The 23177-nt window shown below is 64.0% G+C and carries 26 protein-coding genes; 15 read left to right on the top strand and 11 right to left on the bottom strand.

From position 1 onward, the window contains the following. A partial coding sequence (locus QZT63_RS03610) for a nitronate monooxygenase (protein WP_290648667.1) occupies positions 1–787 on the bottom strand: 787 nt, incomplete at its 3' end. Positions 788–836: 49 nt separating this feature from the next. Then, complete coding sequence (locus QZT63_RS03605; protein WP_290648665.1) at positions 837–1412, bottom strand: CPBP family intramembrane glutamic endopeptidase; 576 nt, start codon at positions 1410–1412, stop codon at positions 837–839. 1322 nt (positions 1413–2734) lie between these two features. Between QZT63_RS03605 and QZT63_RS03600 the strand changes: the two genes are divergently transcribed. After that, positions 2735–2998 (top strand): hypothetical protein, encoded by a 264-nt coding sequence (locus QZT63_RS03600; RefSeq protein WP_290648664.1) that lies wholly within the window; start codon positions 2735–2737, stop codon positions 2996–2998. Between the two features lie 159 nt (positions 2999–3157). Here the strand turns inward: QZT63_RS03600 and cueR are convergent, their stop codons facing one another. The 5 genes from cueR to ectA form a co-directional block, all read right to left on the bottom strand. Continuing rightward, positions 3158–3550: a Cu(I)-responsive transcriptional regulator gene (gene cueR / locus QZT63_RS03595; RefSeq protein WP_290648662.1), complete on the bottom strand. Its 393-nt coding sequence runs from the start codon at positions 3548–3550 to the stop codon at positions 3158–3160. 33 nt (positions 3551–3583) lie between these two features. After that, entirely contained in the window at positions 3584–5911 is a 2328-nt protein-coding gene (locus tag QZT63_RS03590; RefSeq protein WP_290648661.1) for a heavy metal translocating P-type ATPase, read from the bottom strand. Positions 5912–6272: 361 nt separating this feature from the next. Further along, on the bottom strand, positions 6273–6662 hold the full coding sequence (locus tag QZT63_RS03585; RefSeq protein ID WP_290648658.1) for an ectoine synthase: 390 nt from the start codon (positions 6660–6662) through the stop codon (positions 6273–6275). Between the two features lie 130 nt (positions 6663–6792). After that, on the bottom strand, positions 6793–8139 hold the full coding sequence (ectB, locus tag QZT63_RS03580; RefSeq protein WP_290648656.1) for a diaminobutyrate--2-oxoglutarate transaminase: 1347 nt from the start codon (positions 8137–8139) through the stop codon (positions 6793–6795). 10 nt (positions 8140–8149) lie between these two features. Further along, the gene (gene ectA, locus QZT63_RS03575) at positions 8150–8680 is read right to left on the bottom strand and encodes a diaminobutyrate acetyltransferase (RefSeq protein WP_290648655.1); all 531 of its coding nucleotides are present in this window, start codon (positions 8678–8680) and stop codon (positions 8150–8152) included. 615 nt (positions 8681–9295) lie between these two features. On the opposite strand from ectA, the gene tsaB reads away from it, so the two are divergent. The 8 genes from tsaB to QZT63_RS03535 all read left to right on the top strand — a co-directional run bounded on the left by tsaB (position 9296) and on the right by QZT63_RS03535 (position 16410). Next, entirely contained in the window at positions 9296–10003 is a 708-nt protein-coding gene (tsaB, locus tag QZT63_RS03570; protein ID WP_290648654.1) for a tRNA (adenosine(37)-N6)-threonylcarbamoyltransferase complex dimerization subunit type 1 TsaB, read from the top strand. A 157-nt stretch (positions 10004–10160) separates the two neighbouring features. Then, complete coding sequence (locus QZT63_RS03565; protein ID WP_290648653.1) at positions 10161–10862, top strand: histidine phosphatase family protein; 702 nt, start codon at positions 10161–10163, stop codon at positions 10860–10862. Beyond that, the gene (locus tag QZT63_RS03560; RefSeq protein ID WP_290648652.1) at positions 10859–11560 is read left to right on the top strand and encodes a TetR/AcrR family transcriptional regulator; all 702 of its coding nucleotides are present in this window, start codon (positions 10859–10861) and stop codon (positions 11558–11560) included. The genes QZT63_RS03565 and QZT63_RS03560 overlap by 4 nt, the downstream gene beginning before the upstream one ends. Before the next feature lie 54 nt (positions 11561–11614). Then, positions 11615–11764, top strand: coding sequence for an SDR family oxidoreductase (locus QZT63_RS03555; RefSeq protein ID WP_290648651.1), 150 nt, complete (start codon positions 11615–11617; stop codon positions 11762–11764). A gap of 35 nt (positions 11765–11799) precedes the next feature. Then, on the top strand, positions 11800–12561 hold the full coding sequence (locus QZT63_RS03550; protein ID WP_290648649.1) for a glucose 1-dehydrogenase: 762 nt from the start codon (positions 11800–11802) through the stop codon (positions 12559–12561). Positions 12562–12583: 22 nt separating this feature from the next. Next, on the top strand, positions 12584–14383 hold the full coding sequence (locus tag QZT63_RS03545) for an acyl-CoA dehydrogenase (RefSeq protein ID WP_290648645.1): 1800 nt from the start codon (positions 12584–12586) through the stop codon (positions 14381–14383). Positions 14384–14400: 17 nt separating this feature from the next. Next, positions 14401–15408: an NADP-dependent oxidoreductase gene (locus QZT63_RS03540; protein WP_290648644.1), complete on the top strand. Its 1008-nt coding sequence runs from the start codon at positions 14401–14403 to the stop codon at positions 15406–15408. Positions 15409–15426: 18 nt separating this feature from the next. After that, positions 15427–16410: an NADPH:quinone oxidoreductase family protein gene (locus QZT63_RS03535; RefSeq protein WP_290648642.1), complete on the top strand. Its 984-nt coding sequence runs from the start codon at positions 15427–15429 to the stop codon at positions 16408–16410. Between the two features lie 64 nt (positions 16411–16474). Here QZT63_RS03535 and QZT63_RS03530 read toward each other — a convergent pair whose 3' ends face one another. Beyond that, entirely contained in the window at positions 16475–16906 is a 432-nt protein-coding gene (locus QZT63_RS03530) for a SufE family protein (RefSeq protein WP_290648640.1), read from the bottom strand. Positions 16907–17052: 146 nt separating this feature from the next. On the opposite strand from QZT63_RS03530, the gene QZT63_RS03525 reads away from it, so the two are divergent. From QZT63_RS03525 to QZT63_RS03505, 5 genes are all read left to right on the top strand, one after another. After that, complete coding sequence (locus QZT63_RS03525) at positions 17053–17313, top strand: MoaD/ThiS family protein (protein ID WP_290648639.1); 261 nt, start codon at positions 17053–17055, stop codon at positions 17311–17313. A gap of 11 nt (positions 17314–17324) precedes the next feature. After that, positions 17325–17789 carry a molybdenum cofactor biosynthesis protein MoaE gene (locus QZT63_RS03520; RefSeq protein ID WP_290648638.1) on the top strand — a complete coding sequence of 155 codons (465 nt, stop codon included), beginning with the start codon at positions 17325–17327 and terminating at the stop codon, positions 17787–17789. After that, positions 17782–18327: a molybdenum cofactor biosynthesis protein B gene (moaB, locus tag QZT63_RS03515; protein ID WP_290648636.1), complete on the top strand. Its 546-nt coding sequence runs from the start codon at positions 17782–17784 to the stop codon at positions 18325–18327. Before QZT63_RS03520 ends, moaB begins: the two co-directional genes overlap by 8 nt. A gap of 83 nt (positions 18328–18410) precedes the next feature. Next, positions 18411–18950 (top strand): superoxide dismutase family protein, encoded by a 540-nt coding sequence (locus tag QZT63_RS03510; RefSeq protein ID WP_290648634.1) that lies wholly within the window; start codon positions 18411–18413, stop codon positions 18948–18950. 87 nt (positions 18951–19037) lie between these two features. Then, positions 19038–19742, top strand: a complete 705-nt coding sequence (locus QZT63_RS03505; protein WP_366635789.1) for a twin-arginine translocation signal domain-containing protein — start codon at positions 19038–19040, stop codon at positions 19740–19742. Here the strand turns inward: QZT63_RS03505 and QZT63_RS03500 are convergent. Next, the gene (locus QZT63_RS03500; RefSeq protein WP_290648630.1) at positions 19739–20419 is read right to left on the bottom strand and encodes an ankyrin repeat domain-containing protein; all 681 of its coding nucleotides are present in this window, start codon (positions 20417–20419) and stop codon (positions 19739–19741) included. The two genes, QZT63_RS03505 and QZT63_RS03500, sit on opposite strands and share 4 nt — an antisense overlap. 102 nt (positions 20420–20521) lie before the next feature. Here QZT63_RS03500 and apbC point away from each other — a divergent pair, with 102 nt between their 5' ends. Then, positions 20522–21616, top strand: a complete 1095-nt coding sequence (gene apbC, locus QZT63_RS03495; RefSeq protein ID WP_290648628.1) for an iron-sulfur cluster carrier protein ApbC — start codon at positions 20522–20524, stop codon at positions 21614–21616. On the opposite strand, the gene QZT63_RS03490 is transcribed toward apbC, so the two are convergent. After that, on the bottom strand, positions 21613–22464 hold the full coding sequence (locus QZT63_RS03490) for an SDR family oxidoreductase (RefSeq protein WP_290648626.1): 852 nt from the start codon (positions 22462–22464) through the stop codon (positions 21613–21615). The two genes, apbC and QZT63_RS03490, sit on opposite strands and share 4 nt — an antisense overlap. A gap of 117 nt (positions 22465–22581) precedes the next feature. Further along, positions 22582–23151: a lytic transglycosylase domain-containing protein gene (locus QZT63_RS03485; RefSeq protein ID WP_290648625.1), complete on the bottom strand. Its 570-nt coding sequence runs from the start codon at positions 23149–23151 to the stop codon at positions 22582–22584. Positions 23152–23177: the final 26 nt, after the last annotated feature.

Below are 23177 nucleotides of genomic sequence, written 5' to 3'. Positions count from 1 at the left end.
GGTGCACGCTCGCTTCCGGACAGCGCAGAAAGGCCGTTCCCAGCATGGCCGCGCTGGCCCCGAGCGTGAGCGCGGCGGCGACGCCTCGACCGTCTCCCATGCCCCCGGCTGCGATGATCGGGATGTCCAGCCGGTCGGCAAGGCGCGGTACCAGGGACATGAGTCCCACCGAATGCCGCTCGCCCGCTGCGGGGTCAAACGAGCCCCGATGCCCGCCTGCCTCGACCCCCTGGGCAATAATTGCATCGGCGCCGGCGGCCTGGGCCTGTTTCGCTTCGGCAAGCGTCGTGGCGGTCGCAAACCAGCGCCCGCCCTGTTGTTTGAGTCGCGCGACAAAGGCCGGGGGGTACAACCCCATGATCGAGGACACCACCGGTGGCTTGACGTCCAGGAAGGCCTCGCACTGCGCATTGAAATCCGGCAGCTCGACGTCACTGGCCGATGAGGGAACCTCTGGTCCCCAGGATGCGAGGAAGCGCCGCATCTGCGCCTCTGCCTTTGCATCACGGTACGGGGGAGGGTCCGGAATCCAGACATTGAGCTGAAACGGCCCCCGACTGTGGCGACGAAACGCATCCACCCACTCGCGGATGCCCTGCGGAGAGCTCAAGAGCGCACCCATCGCGCCCATACTGCCGGCGTTTGCCAGCGCGGCGGAGAGGCCTGGCGGGCATGCGCCTGCCATTGGCGCCAGTAGGATTGGCAGCTCCAGTCCAAACTCGGCGCAAAAGCGCACCGCACGCTCGCGCGGAGCGTGCGCCTTGACAGCAGACCCTGAGTGGTGCATTGACCGCTCCTGCATGCAGTGTCAATCGTATGAGAATAGCGCGGTTGCCTCAGGAAAGCCTGCTGGCGAGCAGGTACCGGATGGCGACCCAGTCGTAGAGCGCGTGGACCAGGCAGACGACCAGCAGGTTGCCCGTGAGTTCGTATAACGCGCCCAGGTACAGGCCAAGGCCGGTCGCCACGGCGAAGTAGGTCCACGACAGGAAGTGCATGAGCCCAAACACCACCGCAGCAATAGCCACGCCGATCCAGGGGCCAATCAGCTCCGACAGCCAGGCTTGTAATACGCCACGGAAGAGGAGTTCCTCGCCGAACCCCGCGAGCACGGACACCAGCGCCACTGCGCCCCGTCTCCGGTCGCCGAACAGCGCCCTGAGTGTGGGGCGTATCAGCGCCTCCAATTCCCAGAACCACTGCGCCCGGACATGACCGGCCGCCCAGAAGCCGACCAGCAGCGGCGCGGTCGCCACCACGGCCATGAGCAGGGCTTCCGCCGTCAGGCGAAAGTCTGCCCAGGGCGTGACCCCGACGACGAGTGCAAGCCCCAGGGCCAGCGGGATGGCCAGCGCCTGGAGGATTACCGCTGCCAGCAATGGGTGTGTGGCCGCCAACCATCTCAGTCGCATTGCTTCCCTGCCAAAGCCTGGGTCAGCCAAGATGAGATGTCACCCCGGGCAGGTTGACGCGTCGCGTAGCGATCTACCCGCGCGGTTGCGCACGCAGGGCCGGGAAGAAGTGCCACTGGATATCGCCCTTCGCAGTTGCAGTAACGAGTCTCCATTGTGACTCCGCGCATCGGCCTGGACTACCGGAGTTTGCGAACTCGAGCAAACGACGGCGCAGTGGCGCGCTCACAATCCTTGGGGGCATGTCAGAATGAATAGATACGCTGTCAGCAATTCCAATTTTGCCGCTGAAGCCAGAGCCTCACGGGTGTCGGCGCGCAGCCGATAATGGGGCATTACGCCCTTCGATCGGGCCCAGTGCCATGGCATGGCTGCACGCCTTACCCGTAGTCAGTTAGCGTAGCGTAATCCGCCGTCGATGACATGGCGCCGCAGGCGCGCAACTCAAGCTGCGCCTGTGCGCCTGCGGCGCGGTTTGTTTGACGGTGCATTACGCCGGCGCTAGTGCACCCTACGCCCTTCGATCAGACCCGGTGCCATGGCAGGACTCCACCACGCACCCACCGCGGGAGTGACGGACGGGAGCCAGCGCCAACGGAAGATCCGCAAAATTAGAACTGCCGATACGCTGTCGGTTGCGTTGCAATCATGGCCGTGCTCGCGATGGCGGCCTTTTCTCTTCACAGGCAAGGTGCGGGCCGCGGCGGTTGTCAGAACGCGCGCCCGGGAGTCGGTGCGGCCGGCGAGCGGCCATGAGCCCCGCCCGAGAGGGCGTCATGCCTGGGAGGATGGGCCCCAATGCCGGCGGGGCGTGCGGCGCTCTCGGTACGGCGGTGTCTGGAAGACGCTCGCGGTGCTCAAGGCAGCGCTTTGCACCGCATGGGTGCGACTGCCTGCCATTAAGCCCCGCGATGGTGCGCTTCGGCGCTGCCAACGGCGGCCTGAAGTGAGCGCTTTTTACCAAGTTCCAGTAACACAAGCATTTTTTGAAGTTGGCAGGCGATATGCTTGGTTTTTCGTGATCGTCGTTGAAACCGGCATGTCACGGCCTCGCCACAATGTGTCGTTAACATGAACCCCCCTGGAAGGGAGGCGGGTTAGCAGATCAGCGAAAGCCGTTACTGTGATGTGGATCACATCATGACGTGGATCAATGCGATCGACTGGTGACAGGCACACGATGGAGATTCAACACCCGTTTGTCCCTGCAAGACAGCAGCGACTGTGGGGATTGCCAGCGGGCAGTGGTGTTCTGGGATCGACATCACCGACATTATGACGCCACGTGACGCACTGGTGGATACTGTGAGGAGACACGCATCATGTTAACGATGGAGGACTGCATCGCCTTGTCGGATCTGACTGAAGATGAAATCGAGGCGATCGCTGAGCATGAGCACATTCCGCAAATGGCAGCGGTGGAACTAGGCTGGTATCTCGTGCAAACGCCAGAAGGAGAGAGGCGGATCAAACGCATGATCATCGACGACATGGTCAATGCCCGTGAGCGGGGAGACCACGCGCATGCCGCGAAGCTGAAGCTGGTGCTCCAGCACTTTGTCGAGGAGCACACCGCGGCGGCGTGACGGGTTGCGGGACATCGCGGGGACGGCCAGTGGGCCCGTGGCCCCGGTCCTCGGCTTGCCAGCAGTAGCGGATGAGCGAACGTGCCTGCAGCCGATGCGAACATGGCTCGCGGATCGGTTGCAGGCACCGTGACCGGCATCATGGACGGCCTTGCGCCGCTACTCTCGCCCGGCGAGATCTTCAATGATCGGGCACTCGGGGCGCTGGTCACCGTGACAGTGTTGAGCCAGGTGCTCCAGCGTGCGCTTCATGGATTCCAGCTCTGAGATTTTCTGCTGCAGCTCGGTGATGTGCTCTGACGCAACCCGCTTCACTTCGGCACTGGAGCGATGCGGATCCTGCCACAGCTGCAGAAGCTGGTCGATTTGGGCCATCGAAAATCCCAGATCCCGTGCCCGTTTGACGAACCGCAGGGTATGCACATCGGCGCTGGAATACACGCGATAGCCGTTGACGCTGCGGCGCGCCGCCGGCACCAACCCGGTGCTCTCGTAGTAACGGATCATCTTGGCGTTGACTCCGGATGCAAGCGCGGCTTCGCCGATGTTCATCGCTGCCTCCCGTTGCCAGTCTCCACGGACGCATTATGCCGCATGGGCGACGTCCCCGGTTCGTGTCTTGTCTGCTTCGGCCTCGATCGATATGGGGGGCTCGAAGCGCTTGAGCCGCAGCGCGTTGGTGAGCACGCAGACGCTCGACGCCGCCATGGCCACTGCCGCGAAGATCGGCGAGAGCAGAATCCCCAGAGCCGGGTAAAGCACCCCCGCAGCCACGGGGATCAGGCTGGTGTTGTAGGCAAACGCCCAGAACAGGTTTTGTTTGATATTGCGGATCGTCGCCTTGGACAGCGCGATGGCGTTGGGGACATTGCGCAGGTCCCCGGACATCAGCACCACATCCGCCGACTCGATGGCAATGTCGGTGCCGGTGCCGGTGCCGAGGGCCAGCCCCACGTCGGCCTGTGCCAGCGCCGGGGCATCGTTGATGCCATCACCGACGAACGCTACCCTGGCGCCTGTCCGTTGCAGGTCTCGGACCGCGTCCACCTTGCCGGCCGGCAGCACTTCCGCCACCACCTCATCGATACCGAGCTGCCGCGCGATCGCCTGAGCCGTGCGCTGATTGTCTCCAGTGATCATTGTCACTCGCAGGCCTTCGGCACGCAGGGCCGCGACGGCCGCGGAGGTCGATGCCTTGATCGGGTCCGCCACCGCGGCGAGGGCCGCCAGCCGCCCGTCAACCGCGGCGTACAGCAGTGTCTTGCTCTCGTCGGCGAGCCGCGTAGACACGCCGGCGAAGGCCTCCAGGCTCAGGCCCAGTTCGCCCATGTAACGACCCGAGCCCACCTGGACGGTGTGCTCCCCGATTCGTGCCCTGATGCCCAGCCCGGGGCGGGCGTCGAAGGCCTCGCTGGGGTAGAGCACCGCGCCCCGCGCCCTGGCGCCGTTGACGATGGCCTGCGCGATGGGGTGCTCCGAGCGGTGCTCGGCCGAGGCAATCAATCCAAGCACCTGGGTTTCATCCAGGCCGGCGATGACTTCCAGCTCCGTCAACTCGGGGCGCCCAAGGGTCAGCGTGCCCGTCTTGTCCAGGGCAACAACCTCGGCATTGCGTAACAGCTGAAGCGCTTCTCCTTTGCGAAACAGCACCCCCATCTCCGCCGCCTTGCCGGTGCCGACCATGATGGAGGTCGGCGTCGCGAGCCCCATGGCGCAGGGGCAGGCGATGATCAGCACCGCCACCGCGTTCACCAGCGCAAAGGTCAGCGCGGGCGCGGGCCCGGCCAGCAGCCAGATACCGAAGGTGAGCACAGCGATTGCGATCACCACGGGAACGAAATAATTGGTGAACCGGTCCACCAGGGCCTGTATGGGGAGCTTGGAGCCCTGGGCCTGCTCGACCATGCGCACGATCTGCGCGAGCAGGGTGTCGGCGCCGACTTTTGTGGCCCGGAACGTCAGGCTGCCGGTCTTGTTGATGGTGCCGCCGATGACCTCGCCGCCGTGCACCTTTTGTACGGGGACGGGCTCACCGGTGACCATGGATTCATCGACATAGGAGCTGCCGTCGACCAGCACACCATCCACCGGGATCTGCTCCCCGGGCCGGACGATGACAATGTCGCCGACGACGACCTCGTCCACCGCGATCTCGCGCTCCTCGCCATCGCGCGCCACCCGGGCCGTCTTTGCCTGGAGGCTCAGCAGGCGTTTGATGGCCTCGCCGGTGCGGCCCTTGGCGATGGCCTCCAGGTAGCGGCCAACCAGGATCAGGGTAATGATCACCGCCGAGGCCTCAAAGTAGACGTGGGCGGTACCGGCCGGCAGCACCTGCGGCAGGAAGGTCGCGACCACCGAGTAGCCCCATGCCGCGCTGGTCCCCAGCATCACCAGGGAGTTCATATCCGGGCGACCGCGTACCAGCGCCGGCCAGCCGTGCCGGTAGAAGCGCAGGCCCGGACCGAACTGCACCATGCTGGCGAGGACGAAGAAGAGGTAGAACAGGTTCTGCTGGCCGATGGTCTGCTGCAGCAGATGGTGCATGGCTGGAATAAAGTGTCCGCTCATGTCCAGGACGACAATCGGCGCCGTGAGCGCGGCGGCAATGCCAACCCCGTGTTTGAGGCGGCGGATCTCCTGCGCTTGGGCGGTGTCGTCCCCCTCGGCCGGTTCGCTGGTATCGTCTAACGGTGCGCCCTGGTAGCCGGCGCGCGCCAGGGCGTCGACGAGGTCCGTTGTCCGCACACTATCCGCCAGCACGCGAAACGTCACTTTTTGCGTTGCGAGGTTGGCCGCCGCCTCCAGCACCCCAGGGACACTGCGCAGCGCACCCTCGACTCGGCTCACACAGGAGCCGCAGTTCATCCCAGCGATGCTGAGTGTGACCGTCGCCGGCGCGTTATTGCTTGCCATGTGTGGACTCTCCCATCGTCGCGTCTGCGCAGCAACATAGACCTTCCAATAATTGGAATGTCAATGGGCAGTCAATGTAACCCCATGCGGAGCACTGCAGGACATTGAACCACGGCGCCGGTCGTTAGGGCTCAGGTGCTGCACACCCCCTCGCCCTTCAACCGGCATCGTTGCACAGCTGGCTGAGTTCCCGGATGAGCTGCGTCACCTCGTCATTGCTGAAGAAACTGTCGGACACTAGGGGGCTTGAGGTTTCCAGGGGCTGATGTCAAGGTGACGTGGCGGGGATGGAGACGGCGGACGCGAATGCGTCCGCCTTTGTGCATGCTCGCGCTGCGCCCGCGCCGTCGCGCAGCACTCGTTATTCTTCGACAAGATTGTAGGAGCCCTCCGCGTCATGGGTCTCGCGGCCAGAGACAGGGGGGTTGAAGGTGCAGATCAGGCGCATGTCCTCTGTGCCCCCGCGCAGGATGTGGCGATCATTCTTGTCCAGCGCATAGAGCACGCCATCGTAGATCTCGTGGACTTCGCCGGTTGCGAGGTCCTCGATGCTGCCGTTACCCGCGACACAGTAGACCGCCTCCAGGTGGTTTTTGTACCACAGGTGAAGTTCCGCTCCGGCGGGGATGATGGTTTCATGGTAGGAAAAACCCATACCGTCTTTTTTGAGTAGTAAACGGTAGCTGGTCCAGCCTTCGCCCTGAACTTCGCGCTCGGTGCCCCGGATGTCTTCGATTCTGACAATTTTCATTCGGTATTCTCCCTTGGTGTCATGAGTATTGGCGCAACAGGCTCGCGTAGCGACCGATCGCCCCTATTCGCTTCAATGAAGACGAACATAACCCCCAATGGACCAGTCGCCACCGCGCAGCCTACGCCCTTCAGCCGGCGCTGGACAACCGATTCGTCTGCCCGGCGCGGCGCCGGGGCATGCTCCCGCCGTCCGCCTGCGCGATGCCGAGTTCGTTCATGGCCGACACGAGACTCGTCTCAATGAGCTCAAGACCTTTTTCCAGGTCCGCATCTTCGATGGTGCAAGGCGGAAGCAGCTTCAGAACCTGGTCATCCGTGCCTGCTGTTTCAATAATGAGGCCGTTGCGGAAGGCCACTTCGGAGATCTTCTCGGCGAGCGGCGTGTGGGCAAACTCGATCGCCTGCATCATGCCGCGACCACGCGAGCAGCCGCGCGCCTCGGGGTAGCGGCTCACGAGGCCGCCCAGAAAGTCCGCCATGCGCTTGCCTTTGCGGGCGATGTCCTGCTCGAACGTGTCGTCGGACCAGAACAGTTCCAGGGTCCGGCGCGCGGTGACGAACGACGGGTTCTGGCCGCGGAATGTGCCGTTATGCTCGCCGGGTGCCCAGATATCGTACTCCGGTTTAATCAGGGTGATGGCAAGCGGCAGGCCATAGCCGCTCAGGGACTTGGAGAGGGTGATGAGGTCCGGGCTGATCCCGGCCTCTTCGAAGCTGAAGAAATGGCCGCAGCGACCCAGGCCGGTCTGGATGTCGTCGACTATGAGCAGCATATTGTACTTGCGGCACAGCTGTTCCAGGGCCTTAAGCCAATCCAGGTCGGCCACGTTCACGCCCCCTTCCGCCTGGACCGTCTCGGTGATGACAGCGGCGGGTCGGTCGATACCGGAGCCGGAGTCGGCCAGCACGCGGTCGATGTAGTCTAGCGTGTTGTAGCCCGGGCCCATGTAATGATCGAAGGGCATGTGTTCGGCGCCGTTGAGTGTCAGGCCGGCGCCCTTGCGCTTGAAGCCGTTGCCGGTGACGGCCAGCGAGCCCAGCGTCATGCCGTGAAAGGCGTTGGTGAACGCGAGCACCTTCTCCCGTCCCTTGACCTTGCGGGCCAGCTTGAGTGCCGCTTCCACAGCGTTGGTGCCAGTGGGGCCGGGGAGTTGGACCTTGTATTGCATGTTCCGCGGCTCAAGGATCAGGCGGTTGAAAGTCTCCAGGAACTCCGCCCGGGCGACGCTTGCCATGTCGAGGCTGTGCGTGATGTTGTCTTCGGCGAGATAGTCGATGAGGGCCTTCTTGAGTTCCGGGTGATTGTGTCCATAGTTGAGCACGCTCGCGCCAGCGAAGAAGTCGAGATACGCCACGCCGTTGGCATCGAAGATGTACGATCCGCGGGCTTTGGCGAACGTAGTGGGGAAGCCGCGGATGTAGCTGCGGACCTCCGATTCGTGCTGGCCGATGGTGTCCATGTAATCGAGAGTCATAGGTGTGTCCTCACAGCTCGAGCTGACTGGGCCGGGCAGGGTCGAATGGGCCGATGTAGTACCAGTCTTCGGCCTCGTGATCCCCCTCCGGCGGGAAGTGATCCGCGCGAAGCCCTTCGCCGGATACGATGTCGGTGCCCAAGTCCCGCGCGATCGCCGTGAATAGTGCCTGGGACGCTTCGTTGGACGGGGCGATGGTGGTTTCCAGCATGGTTGCCCCCCGGGCACCGGGGCTTTGCAGAAAGGCCGTCAGCAGTTGTACTCCAAGGCCTTCTCCACGCATGCTCGCGTCAACGCCCACTTGCCACAGGAAGATGCTGCCTGGACGTTGCGGGGGCCGAAATCCTGTCACGAAGCCGACCACTTCATCGGCGTGTTCGGCAACGATGCAGGTATCGCCGAATTCCTTCGCCAACAGCATATACATAAAAGCGGAATTAAGGTCCAAAACACCGGAATCCTTTGCCACGCGCCAGATGGCTGCGCCGTCCTCGAGGCTTGGGTTACGAAAGCTGACAGACTTGGTGTCGTTCACGCTCATGGTGACGGTCCCTGTGCTGATTATGACGTTGGGAGAGCCGGCGCGACCACAGCGCCGCAGTCTTGCTGTGACGCAACCCGTTCCGGGCGCTTCCCGGTGCACGGGCGCCTATAACGGCATGGCACGGGCTTTCTCGGGGCCGACGCGGTGGCTTCAAGGCGTGGTTACAGGACACTAGGGGGAGCGTCTCCTCACCCACCAGCGCGGCCGGCTCGGGCGTTACACAGTAAGCCAATGATTGGGCTCTCGCAACAATTGACCTCTCGTGTTTTTGGGGAGCCGAAAACCCTAGCATTATTGAGCACTTCAGTCAAGCGTGGCGTTCGTTTCAGGCGTGACGTTAGAAGTAATCCAATAAGGATCTTTTTGAATTGTTTTTACGCTTTCTACTCTTGTTTCCAATCAATTTTTAAGTTCTTATTGTTTACCAGATCGTATTGACTCCCCGAGGCCACGGGTGGAGTATTGTCCCGGGATGCGGCATTCCCCAAACCGTACTGGGCGGCGCTGGATCCGTTGGCGAATGGCGTCCAGCTTGAAATGGAGTTCGAATTTCCAGAGAAGGACTGAGCCCGGGCGCATCGCCATGGTCTTGTCCCCAGGAGCGCGCATTCCATGACCAAGGTCCCAGACTTTCACACTGTGCCGATTCTCGCCCTGGATACGGCCACCGATGCCTGTTCCGTGGCACTGGAAGCGAATGATCGGTTGGCATGGCGTTGCCAAGTGACCCCACGGGAACATGCCTCTCGATTGCTGGGGCTGGTGGATGAGGTGATGGGTGAGCTGGGGCTGATGCCCGCCAATCTCGCTGCCGTGGCCTGGTGTCATGGTCCCGGTTCATTCACGGGTGTGCGCATAGCCGCCGGGGTCGTGCAGGGCATCGCCTGGGCGACACGCGTACCCGTGGTGGGTGAGTCGACGCTTGCGGTGATGGCGCAGGGGGCTCATCGACGCTCTCGCGCCCGCCGTGTGTGGAGCGCTCTCGACGCGCGCATGGGCGAGGTGTACTGGGGAGCTTACCGTCTGGATGAAGTCAGTGGTTTGATGCGGCCGCTTGCGCGTGATCGGGTCTGTGCTCCGGGGGCGCTAACGGTGCCGGAAACCTGGGATGATGCCGTGGCCGTGGGAACGGGCTGGCAGGTGTACGGCGAGGAACTCGCCGCCCGGGTGGGGCCGCCGGCCGCGTTGGATGAGGTTGCCCTGCCGGATGCCCGAGACCTGCTGCCGTTTGCACGCCACCGTCTGGCGCGCAGGCAGACAGTGACTCCCCGTGACGCCGTGCCCGTCTACCTGCGGGACCGTGTCACTGGTCGAGCGTGAATTCGGCCATCCGTTGGGCGCTGCTCCGGGGCGCTGGATTCCGCGGGGCGGGGCGGCCATTGCCATGAGATTGGGTCGTGTGGGTTGCCGCCGGCCCTTAAGTCGGTCAATAATAGAGCGAGCGCTCGCTCTATTATTGACATGGGATCGCAAGAGCATGTTCGAAATACACCTGATTTGCCACGGCCAGGCGTTGTTTGGTAGTGATAACGAGGACCGCCTCTCCGACACCGGGTGGCGGCAAGCTCAGTATCTGCGCGACCACTGGCGGGAGTTGGGGTTGCATTTTGACGTGATCTACTGCGGCCTGTTGCACCGGCAGCGCAGTACTGCAGATATTCTCATCAGTGGCGAACTGGCGCCGGAGGGACGCCAGTCGGCGTGTCTGGACGAGTTTGCGCATCAGCCGGTGCTGCGTGCCTGGGCGCGTCGGCTGCGGCAGCAGGATCCGGACAGCTTGCCCGACCGCGAGCTGCTCAATTCGGACCGGCCGGTTTTCGAGCGCTTTTACGCCCAAGCCATGGAGGCCTGGGTGAAGGAGCGGCTCCCCCGTGGAGACGGGCTCGAGCCGTGGGCGGCATTTCGCGAGCGCTGCCGGGCGGCGCTCGATGAGGTCATGAAGGAGCATCAACGTGGTGCGCGTCTGGCGGTGGTGACCTCGGCGGGCGTGATCGGCGTGCTCACGGGCCGGGTACTGGGGCTGGATGACTACACGGCTGTCCGGCTTGGCTGGACAATCTACAATACCTCCCTGACCCGTGTGCGTTTCGGTCGATGTGACGTCGCCAGTCTGCTGGATTTTAACGCCGTGCCCCATCTGGAGCGCCCGCAGCGCTCGGAGCTGATTACTTGCCGATGACGACGACCCGCGGCACCGAAGGCTACCCGGCATTCCGCCGGAAGATCTCTAACCACCAGGATGAGTTCCTGCGCGAGGTCTTCGAGCGCCATCATGCTGTCATCCGTATCAAAAAGGAGGCCGTGGTGCTGCGTAAACTGCAGATCATCTTCGACACGACCCTGGAACTCAGCAACCAGCATGGCTTTCAGGCCACCAGTGTCCGGGATCTCAGCGTGGCCACGGGTATCAGTATGGGATCCCTGTACTCGTACATCGAGAGCAAGGATCGGCTATTGAGCATGATCCAGAGTTACGGGCAGGTGGTGGTCAATCGCACTTTGCGCATTCCCGAGCACCTGACCGTGCCGCTGGAACGGCTGCGGCACCTGTTGCGGACCCACGTTTACATCACCGAGATCCTGCAGCCCTGGTTCTATTTTTCCTATATGGAATCGCGACACTTCGATCCCGATGCGCGCGAGCGGGCCATCGCCGGCGAACTGCGCACGGAACGACTGATCAGTGAGCTCCTGCAAGAGGGCATTAGTCAGGGGGCGTACCGGGTGGAGAATCCGGAGCTGACCGCGGCGCTGATCAAGCCGTTGCTCCAGGAGTGGTATCTCAAGCGCTGGAAATACCGGCGCCGCAGGATCACGGTGGACGACTACGCTGATGGCATGATCGCTTTTGTGGAATCCGCCGTTGGCGGGCGGTGAAATGGCCCCGGCGACCGGGAGGACTGGCCGTCAACCCAACCTGGGAGCAGCACGATGAATAAAGCGAGTCTGTTCGAGCAAAAGGACGTGCGCAAGGGCGTCATCACGGCCATTCCCATGCACCGTCACGCGGAGCCCGAGGAGATGGCCGGGACCATACTGTATCTGGCGTCCGATGCGTCCAGTTATGCCACGGGCGCCTAACGTCGATGGCAGTCTGCTGGCCTGAGGAGCGCCCCATGGGTGAGCAATTCGCGGGCAAGGTGGTGCTGGTCACGGGCGGCGCGTGCGGCATCGGACGGGCCATCGTCGAGCGCCTGGCTTCGCGGGGTGCGAGCGTTGTGATCGCGGACATCCTCCAGAAGGAAGGAGAGAGGGTCGCCGCGGTGGCGCGTAAGGCCGGCGCCGAGGCCCGATTCGTGCGCGCCGACATGCGTGAGGCCGCAGACATTCGCGCCCTGGTCCGGGAGACGGTGGCGGCCTACGGACGGCTCGACTGCGCGGTCAACAATGCTGGCGTGGAACACGGGCTGCAGGCCCTCGCGGAGGTCGGCGAAGAGGATTGGGACCGTATCCAGGACATCAACCTTAGGGGTGTCTGGCTTTGCATGAAGCATGAGCTACCGCAAATGGTGCGCCAGGGGCAGGGCAGCATCGTCAACCTGGCGTCGACGGCTGGGCTGGTGGGCATGCCCTTGCTCGGTCCCTATGCCGCCAGCAAGCACGGTGTTGTGGGGCTGACCCGCACCGCCGCGGTTGAGTACGGACGCATGGGCGTGCGGGTCAACGCGGTGTGCCCGAGCTTCATCCGCACCGAGATGTTCGAGCGTTCCCTGACCGGGCGGCCCGACCTCGCTGAGAAATTGGTGAAGAACTCGCCTATGCGGCGTCTTGGCGAGCCGGGCGAAGTGGCGGAGGGGGTGCTTTGGTTGTGTTCCGACGCCGCGAGTTTCGTCAATGGCCATCAGCTCACGGTCGATGGCGGCATGACCGCACAATAGACCATGCACGAGGATGCCTGACATGAACGAGATGCTGATCAACAGTCGTGATCTGCGCTTCCAGCTCTATGAGCTGCTGGGGGTGGAGGCCTTGACACAGCGTGAGCGCTTCACCGAGCACAGCCGCGAGACCTTCGACGCCGCGCTGGAAACGGCCCGGCAAATCGCCGAGGAACAGTTCGCACCCCACAACCGCAAGGGCGATGAAAACGAGCCCGTGTTCCGCAATGGTGCCGCCGAGACCATCCCGGAGACCAAGGCCGCCTGGCGGGCGTTTGCCGACGCCGGCTTTCTAGCCGCCCACCATGACGCCGAAGACGGCGGCATGCAGCTGCCCACGACCATCCAGCAGGCCTGCAACGGGTATTTCTTCGCCGCCAATGTCTCCACTGCGGCTTACCCGTTCCTAACCGTCGCCGCGGCGAACCTGGTGAGTGCGCACGGCACCGACGAGCAGAGGGCGCGCTGGCTGCCGCCGCTGCTCGATGGCCGGTTCTCGGGGACCATGGCGCTGACCGAGCCCCATGCCGGGTCGTCTCTGGGGGACCTGCGCACCCGGGCCATTCCCCAGGACGACGGCTCCTACCGGATCGTCGGCAACAAGATATACATCTCCGGTGGCGACCAGGATATTACCGACAACATCGTCCACATGGTGATCGCCCGCATCGAAGGCGCGCCTGCCGGGGTTAAAGGGATTTCGCTATTCATCGTGCCGAAGTTCCGCCTGGGCGCCGACGGCCGGCCCGCCGAGCGCAACGACGTCACCCTGGCGGGCCTGCTGCACAAGATGGGCTACCGGGGCACCACGTCCACGGTGCTGAACTTCGGCGACCAGGGCGAGTGTCACGGCTACCTGGTGGGTGAGCCGAACAAGGGGCTCGCGTACATGTTCCACATGATGAACGAGGCCCGCATTGGTGTCGGTGTGGGCGCGGCGCTGCTGGGATACACCGGTTATCTACACAGCCTGGAGTTCGCCCGCAACCGCCCGCAAGGCCGCCCCGTGACCGCCAAGGGCGAAGGCAAGCAGGTCCCCATCATCCAGCATGCGGACGTCCGCCGCATGTTGTTGGCGCAAAAGGCGTACGCCGAGGGCGGCATGGCGCTGTGCCTGTATGCCGCCTCGCTGTTCGACGACACCCGCACCGCGCCCGGGGAGGCGGCGCGAGCCGAGGCACAGGAGCTCCTTGATCTGCTAACGCCCGTAGTGAAGTCCTGGACAGCCGAGTACGGTTGCAAGGCCAATGATCTCGCCATCCAGGTGCTGGGCGGCTCCGGCTACACCCGCGATTACCCGGTGGAGCAGTTCTACCGTGATAACCGGCTGAATCCGATTCATGAGGGCACCAATGGCATCCAGGCCATGGACCTGCTCGGTCGCAAGATGCGCCAGCATGGGGGTGCCGGGTTCAAGGCCCTGCTCGCGCGGGCAGAGGTTGCAATTGGGGAGGCGCAGCAGCAGGAGGCGACCGCCCCGCTGGCCGGCGAGTTCGAACGGGCCACGGACACCGTGGTAGCGACCGCCCTCGCCTTGGACGAGGCTTTCGAGACCCACGGCCCGGAGGCGGTGTTGGCGAACGCCGCTGTCTATCTGGATCTCATGGGGCGCTTCGTCGTTGCCTGGCTTTGGCTGCGCCAGGCCACCGTCGCTGCGCAAGCCCTGGGGGGTGCCGTGGCCGACGACACCGCCTTTTACCAGGGCAAGCTTCAGGCGGCGCGGTATTACCTGCGTTGGGAGCTCCCGCAGATTGACCACCACAGCCGCTTGTTGCAAGGACTCGACGATACCTGTCTTGCCATGCACGAGGACTGGTTCTGAAAGCAAAGGGAAATCAAATGCGTGATAACAACCGCCAGGTGAAGCTGGTGCAGCGCCCCGTCGGTGAGCCGGCGCCGGAAATCTTCGAGATTAGCGAGACTCCGTTGCCGCAACCGCAGGATGGCGAGTTTCTGGTCAAGGTGCTGTACCTCTCCGTCGATCCGGCCATGCGTGGCTGGATGAACGAGGGCCGATCCTACATTGAGCCGGTGGCACTGGGTGATGTCATGCGTGCCGGGGCTGTCGGTCGCATCGTCAGCTCCCGGAGCGCCACGTTCAGCGAGGGTGATTACGTCAGCGGCACGTTTGGCGTCCAGCACTATGCCGTCTCCGACGGTCGCGGCGTGCACAAGGTGGATCCGTCCATAGCACCGCTGGAACGTTACCTCGGCGTGCTTGGCATGCCTGGCATGACGGCCTATTTCGGGTTGCTGGAGGTGGGCAATCCCAAAGAAGGTGATACGGTTCTGGTCTCCGGCGCCGCCGGCGCTGTCGGCGCGACCGTTGGGCAGATCGCCAAGATCCAGGGCTGCACCGCTGTCGGTATCGCCGGTGGCCAGGCAAAGTGCGATTTCGCCCGCGAGGTCGGCTTCGACGATGTGGTGGACTACAAGGCCGAGCAGGTGCACAAGGGCATCAAGCGGGCCTGCCCCCACGGGGTCGACGTGTACTTTGACAACGTCGGCGGCGAGATCCTCGAGGGCGCCCTGGCGCGGCTTCGGTTGCATGCGCGCGTGGTGCTCTGTGGTGCCATCTCCCAGTACAACAAGGCCGAATCGTTGCGGGGGCCGCGGAACTACATGGCGTTGTTGGTGCACCGGGCCCGCATGGAAGGCTTCGTGGTCTTCGATTACAGCCACCGCTACGACGAAGCGGCCCGGCAGATGGCCCAGTGGATTAAGGCGGGCAAGCTGCAGGCGCGCGAGCACGTGGTCGATGGTATCGACGACTTCCACAACCACCTGATGATGCTGTTCCGGGGTGAGAACTTCGGCAAGCTGGTCATCAAGGTGCAGGACGACTGAGGCAAGAGGAGAGTGAGCATGCGAGCTGTGCTTTGCAAGGAACATGGGCCGCCGGAATCCCTGGTCGTTGAAGCCGTGGCCAGCGCCCCGGTGGGTGAGAGCGATGTGCGCATCGGCATTCACGCCTGCGGCGTCAACTTCCCGGATACCCTGATCATCCGGGGTAAGTACCAGATTCAGCCGGAACTACCATTCTCGCCGGGTTCCGAAGTCGCCGGCGAGGTGTTGGAAGTGGGTTCCGGCGTGCAACACCTCAAAGTGGGTGATCCCGTCATCTCGCTCACCGGATGGGGCGGGTTTGCCGAAGAAGTGGTGATCGGCGCTGACCGCGTCCTCCCCATGCCCCCCAGCATGGACTACGTCACCGGCGGCGGCTTCCCAATGGTGTACGGTACCTCCTACCACGCCCTGAAACAGCGCGCCGGGCTTGCGGCGGGAGAGACACTGCTGGTGCTCGGGGCGTCGGGCGGGGTCGGCCTCGCCGCGGTCGAGTTGGGCAAGGCTATGGGGGCGCGCGTTATCGCCGCTGCCAGCTCCGGGGAAAAGCTGCAGGTGGCCAAAGAACACGGCGCCGACGCGTTGGTGAACTACGCCGAGGACAGCCTCAAAGACACAGTCAAGGAGCTGACCGACGGCAAGGGCGCGGATGTCATCTACGATCCGGTGGGGGGCGAGGCCTGTGAGCAGTCGCTGCGCTGTATCAACTGGAACGGGCGGCTGCTGATCGTCGGGTTCGCCAGTGGCGCTATTCCCAAGATCCCCGCCAACCTGCCGTTGCTCAAGGGCTCGAGTGTGGTGGGCGTGTTCTGGGGCGATTTCGTGCGCCGCCAACCCCAGGACAATGCCAGGAACTTCCAGGAGCTCTTTGCCTTGCACGCCGAAGGCAAGCTCAAGCCGCATGTGTGGAAGTCGTATCCGCTGGAGCAGGCCGGGGAGGCCCTGAACGCCCTGCTCAGCCGCAAAGCCACTGGCAAGATCGTGCTCACCACGGACAGGAGTTGATACAGTGTCGAGCGCCTGCGGTGCAAACCGCGCCGCAGGCGCACCCTTGTTCTGTTTTGTTCCCTCAGGCGTTTGCGGCAGCCCTGTCCGCATGCTCACCGGCAAGCCCGTGAATGCGCTTGACCATGGCAAAGAAGCCGTCGCGCCGATTGGGGGTGAGCTGTTTGCTGAGGCCGAGCTGGTTGAACAGACCCTCGATGTCCGTTTCGAGGATTTCCTGCGGTGTCCGGCCCGAGTAGGCCTTCAGCAGGATCGCCACCAGCCCCTTGACGATAAAGGCGTCGCTGTCGGCGCGAAAATGCAGCCGTGGCGGGTTGGCGTTCTCGACTTCCGTGACGAGCCAGACATTGCTGGTACAGCCATTGACCCGATTAGCCTCGGTACGGGCCTGCTCGGGGAATTCGGGCAGTTCCCGCCCCATGTCGATGAGCAGACGGTACCGGTCTTCCCAGTCATCCAGGAATTCAAACGTATCGACGAGATCTTGGAGTTCCATGCCGTCCCACCGCTTTAGACTGTGTCTACCACGATAACACAACGTCGCCCGGCGTCACGGGTCCCTGTGGCATACTTTGGCGCCAGGGAGGTGCCGCTTTTGACGCCGGAGCAGGCACGCCTGCCCAACTTTTGCCGGGAGGTCTGATGCTGGATATTCAGTTCTACGGTGTGTTGCAACAGGTGGCCGGCACGCGGTCGCTGCAAGTCGATATCGTCGACGATGAGCTCACCGTCGATCAGGTACTGGAACGGCTGCGCCAGGAGGTCCCAGCCCTGTCCGCGCACCTGCCGCGCGTCGCCTGCGCCCAGGGGGAGAGCCTCGTGCGGCGCTCGGATCCGGTGGATCCGCGGCAGCCGCTGGTGTTGTTACCGCCGGTGAGCGGCGGGCACCGTGGGAGAAGCTAGGAGGTGGTGTGATGCAGCGGATTACCCAGGCGCCTCTGGACGTCGATACCTTGCTGGCGGAGACGGAGAATGACGCTTGTGGGGCGTTCGTGGTCTTCGGCGGCACGGTCCGGAACCATCACCTCGGGCGCGGTGTTTCGTCCATGCACTACTCGGCCTATGAGCCGATGGCCGAGCGGGTGCTCGAGGAACTGGAGCGCGAGACCCTGGAGCGCTTCGACATTGCCGAATGCCGAATCATGCACCGCATCGGCCGCCTGGAGATCGGCGAGGCCAGTGTCCTGGTCGCCGTGCGGGCCGCGCACCGTGCGGAGGCGTTCCACGCCGGCGAGTACGCCATCGACACGCTGAAAGAACGCTTGCCGGTGTGGAAGCAAGACTTCTACAGTGACGGTTCGACGGGCTATCAGGAGGGTGTGCCGCTGGAGGCCTCGGACGCCCCTTCGCGGCAGCAGGGAGGAAGCAGTCATGAGTGATGCGATGACAGCGGATGCCACCGGCTTCGTGTCGTTGCCGGTGGCTGTGCTGACCGTCTCGGACAGTCGCACCCAGGATGAGGACACGTCCGGCAAACTCCTCGTGGGGCGCGTCGAGTCGGCCGGCCACACACTCGCGGATCGGGCCATCGTCCGGGACGACATCTACCAGGTGCGAGCTGTGGTCTCGCGGTGGATCGCCGAGGAACAGGTGAAAGTTGTGTTGACGACTGGAGGGACGGGCATTACCGGCCGCGACACCACCCCGGAGGCGGTCAAACCCCTTCTGGATATGGAGGTGAGCGGCTTCGGCGAGCTCTTCCGTTATCTGTCGTGGCAGGAGATCGGCAGCTCCACGATTCAGTCGCGGGCAGTGGGTGGCGTGGCCAACGGGACGTTGCTGTTCGTTCTGCCCGGGTCTTCGGGTGCTTGCGCCACGGCCTGGGATGGCATCCTCCAGCAACAGCTCGACCGCCGCCACAAGCCTTGCAATTTCGTATCCCTGATTCCACGTCTGCGCGAACACTTGGGCGGGTAAACCTTGGGCAGGCGGTTGTCTCGCCGTCGCTCGTGACTATCCTTAGCTCGAGAGGCAACGACAACGACAACCTTGGAGGCATCATGAAGCTTCACAACACGCTGTTCGTCTGCGCGCTCGCAATAACCCCGTTCGCTGCTCAGGCGGATGAGATGGAACTACCCCCTGCGGCCAGCGTTGAGTTTGTTGATAACGACGGCGAAGTGGTCGGCCATGCCAGCTTGGAACAGGGAACGGCCGGTGTGCTGATAAATCTGCAGATCACCGATCTTCCCGAGGGTTGGAAGGCAATTCACATCCACGCGGTGGGTGACTGCGACGACCCCGAGGAAGGCTTCCAGGCGTCCGGCGGCCATCTGAATCCGGACGACGTCAAGCACGGCTATCTCAACCCGGACGGGCCAGACGCGGGGGATTTGCCCAACTTCTTCGTCAACAGTGACGGCACCGCCAAGGCCGAGATGTTCAACGACCGTGCCAGTCTCGATGGCAGCGTGGGGGCTGAGATACTCGATGACGACGGCGCAGCCCTTGTTATCCACGAAAATCCTGATGACCACGCGTCTCAGCCCATCGGCGGCGCGGGTGACCGCATTGCCTGCGGCGTTGTGGGGGGCGGCTGAGCGAATTGGCCCGCGTGGACCAGCCCGGGCCGTTTCCGTGTCCATGACAGCGCGGCCCGGGGTGGCCCCGTCTCAAGGAGGGCGCCTATGCATCGGCGAGGGTTTGTCAAAGCCTGTGCAGTGGGAGTGGGGTGTTTGGGGTTCAGCCCGCAGTGGCTCTTTGCTCGCGGCGAGGCGACCCCACGGCACTACGAAACGGTCCGCCTGGTCGATCACCGCGGCGAACCGGTGCGCCCGGCGGCGGTCGCGCCCGGTCGCAATTATGTCTTCCACTACCCCTATGCCGCGACGCCGTGTTTCCTGCTCAACCTGGGGCAGAGCGTTGCGCCCCGAACCGGTCTGCGCACGCGCGACGGCGAGACGTACGATTGGCCTGGGGGCGTCGGACCCGAGAAGACGCTGGTGGCGTTTTCGGCGATCTGCGCCCACAAGATGGCGCACCCCACCGGGCAGGTCAGCTATATCGGTTTTCGCCAACCGGGCCAGGGGAGCCATGGCGGCAAGATCACATGCTGCGCTGAGAACAGCGTCTATGACCCGTATGCTGGCGGTGAGGTCGTCTCCGGGCCTGCGGAGCAGCCGCTGGCGGCGGTCCTGTTGGAGCACAATGCCTCGGAGGACGCCCTGTACGTCAGGGGAACCCTCGGCGGCGAGCTGTTTCAGCGATTCTTCGAGGAGTTCCAGGCCCGCCTCGCCGTGGAGTACCTGAACGGCGAGGCGGACGCGCGTATTCGCGGCGACGCCGAAGTCGTGCCCATGGCCCAATTCAGCGACAACATCGTGCGCTGTTAGCCGCGCTGTGCCCTGCGCAGCAGATCGATGACATCTTCAGAGCCGCTCTGCCGGGCAATAGCGACCACCGAATTCCCGGCCTTATCCTTGGCCTTTGCGTCCGCGCCCAGATCGAGGAGGGTGCGGACCATCTCCCGATCGCCGCGCTCCGCGGCGCGCATCAGCGGCGTCCACCCATACACATCGCGGGTATCCTTGTCCGCACCGAGTTCCACCAGTGTCGTCACGGTGTCGTCAAACCCTTTTGCTGCCGCCAGCAAAAGGGGATTCCACCCGTGGCGAACCGTGTGGTTGGGGTCAGCGCCGGCGTCCACCAGCATCGCTACAATCTCTGTGTGTCCATTGACAGCGGCGAACATCAGAGCGGTCCCACCCTTGGCGTTCTGCGCGTCGACCCCGGCGCCGGCGTTCAGGAGCTTCTCCACAAGAGCGGTCTCGCCCCCTTCAGCCGCCCACATGAGCGCGGTTTTCCCGGCACCCTGGCCATCGGCGGTTGCGGCATCCACGCATACCCCCGCCTCGAGGAGCTCTGTGGTGGTCTGCATGTCACCCGCGCGCACGGCGTCGATTAGGGATTCCCGCCGCTCGGCGGGGCCCTCGTGGTGGGCCAGCGTCCACGCGGGGAGGGTCAGCAGGAGCAATGGAATCGCCAAGACACGCCAACGTTGCGGTATCATGAGTCGAGCTTCCCGTCTTTGAGCGGATGCGTTGATCCCAAGCAAATAACACCTGTCGCGGGAATGCAAGCCTAAACCCGCGCGGGCGCGTCGGAGGTTGCTATGAGCGAGCTGAGCCGCACGGACGTGCAAGCCCGGCTACAGGAGTACACCGAACCGCACCTGGGGAAGGACCTGGTTGCGGCGCGGTGCATCGAGGATATTCGCATCACCGGCAGCAAAGTTGCCATCGATCTGGTCCTCGGGTTTCCCGCCAAGCGCTGGGAGGCGGGGCTGCGCCAGGCCGTGCAGGAGACTGTGCTGGGCCTGGAGGGTGTCGACGAGGTCCAGGTTAGTATCGCGACGCGCATCGAGTCCTATATGGTCCAGAGCAATACCTCGCTGGTGCAGGGCGTGAAAAACATCGTCGCCGTGGCCTCCGGCAAGGGCGGCGTGGGTAAGTCGACAACGGCTGTGAATCTGGCGCTGGCGCTGGCTACGGAAGGGGCGCGCGTGGGCGTCCTCGACGCCGATATCTACGGCCCGAGCGTGCCGCGCATGATGGGCATTGCCGGCAAACCGGACTCCCATGATGGCAAGAAGCTGGAGCCGTTGCAGAACTACGGCGTGCAGGTCATGTCCTCGGGGTTTCTCATCGACGAGGAAACGCCAATGGTCTGGCGCGGTCCCATGGTGACCCAGGCGCTGGAGCAGTTGTTGCGGGATACCAACTGGCAGGACCTGGACTATCTGGTGGTGGATATGCCGCCCGGCACCGGCGACATCCAGCTCACGCTCTCGCAGAAAGTGCCGGTGAGTGGGGCGGTGATTGTCACCACACCGCAGGACATCGCCCTGCTGGACGCCCGCAAGGGTCTGCGCATGTTCGAGAAGGTGAACGTGCCAGTGCTGGGCATCGTGGAGAACATGAGTACGCACATTTGCAGCCAGTGCGGCCACGAAGAGCACATCTTCGGGTCCGGGGGCGGCAACCGGATCGCGGAGCAGTACGAGGTGGACCTGCTTGGTTCCCTGCCGCTGTCCATGCATATCCGAGAGCAGGCGGACGGCGGCAAGCCCACGGTGATCTCTGAGCCGGACACGCCGACGGCGGAGTCGTACCGGGAGATGGCAAGGCGCATCGGCGCGAAGCTCTCCCAGCAGTCCACAGAGCGAGGCAGCCGCTTCCCGAAGATTGTGGTCAACAAGAGCAGTTAATCCGGGGCGCTCGCGGCGAGCATCGCCTCGTACCCCGCCCGGTAATCCGGGTACTGGAACGCGTAACCGCTCGCGAGCAACCGGTTGTTGTGGCACCGCTTATTGCTGGCGCGAACGCCACCGGCGGAGCCTTGCGTGCGCGGCGGCCGGGGTAGGCCCAGACGCTCGGCCAGCCAGTCCACGAGTTCCACCTGGGTGCATGGGTGGGAGTCGACGCCCAGATAGACCGAAGCGGGCTCGGCCACGTGGAACAGGTGTACCAAGGCGCCCACGCAGTCGTCCCGGTGAATGCGGTTGGTGTACTGGGGCGGCTCGGCCACGACGGGCTCGCCGTTGCGGACCTTACGCAGCATGCGGTTGCGTCCCGGGCCGTAGATGCCCCCGAAGCGGATGACAACACCCGGGTGCCGGCTTTGGCTGAGCAGGGTTTCTGCCTCCAGCAGGCGTTTCCCGGAAAAGCCGCCGGGCTCCGTTGGCGTGGTCTCGTCCACCCAGCTGCCGTCGGTGATCCCGTAGACTGCGGTACTTGAGACCATGATGACCCGGCGCGGGGAGAGTTGCTGGGCGTCGAGCTGCGCGAGCAGGTGACGCAGGCCGTCCACGAAGGCGAGCCGGTAGGTCGCATCCTCGAACCGACCGGGCGTGGCAATGAAATAGAGGGTGTCGAGCGCCTCGGGCAAGTTCGGCAGTCCACCCGCTTGTGAGAAATCGCCCCGCAGTGGCCGGATGGGCTCGGGGATGCGTTCCGGCTGACGCCGCAAGCCCCACACCCTGTGTCCTGCAGCCGCGAGCCGTGTGCCGACACCGCTGCCAAGATCGCCGCAGCCTGCGATGAGTACATTGACCATCACGCGTCCTCTGGTTGACGTCCCGTACCGCCTGTCCCGCCCACTGGCATTGCCGCCGGATGCGGGTTGTTGGGATCCGGCAGCATGCGACTCCGGGAGTCGGCAGGTGCGGGGCAGCTAATGCGGATACCAGCGCTGTTCCATGGCGTTGTAGACGCGTTCGGCGTACCACGTCTGGCCGAGACTGCCATTGTAACGGGCGAGAGCGCGGGTGAGTCCGCCGTTTTCCTTGTCCAGATAGTGCCGCAGGATCGTGGTACCGAAACGCAGATTTGTCTGCACGTCGAACAGGTTATCGTCCGGGCGGCCGATTTCATGCAGCCAGAAGGGCATGATCTGCATCAGGCCGCGGGCGCCTGCCGATGAGATGGCGAAGCGGTTGAAGTTACTCTCCACCTCGATGACGGCGAGCACCAGCTCAGGTTCCAGTTGCGCCTGCGCCGCCTCGAAGTGAACCATGCGCAGAAGATCCAGCCGCCTCTGGTCGTCGGGGATGCGCTGGGCGAGTCGTTGGCTCATATCCATGAGCCACACCTGGGCCACGAACCGATTCTCGAAACTCTGCGACCGCTCGACGGCATCCATCAGCCGCTCGCGCAGCTCCGCACTGGCCGGCTGGCGCTCCTGAGCGGCGGCGTTCGCGAGGCTCAAGCAGAGCAGTAGCATGGCCGCAATTGCCCAGCGCAAGGCCGCCAGCCCTGACGCGCGGCGCC

The organism is Aquisalimonas sp., assembly GCF_007120195.1.
Lineage (GTDB): Bacteria > Pseudomonadota > Gammaproteobacteria > Nitrococcales > Aquisalimonadaceae > Aquisalimonas.
This window is presented reverse-complemented; position numbering and strand designations above follow the sequence as displayed.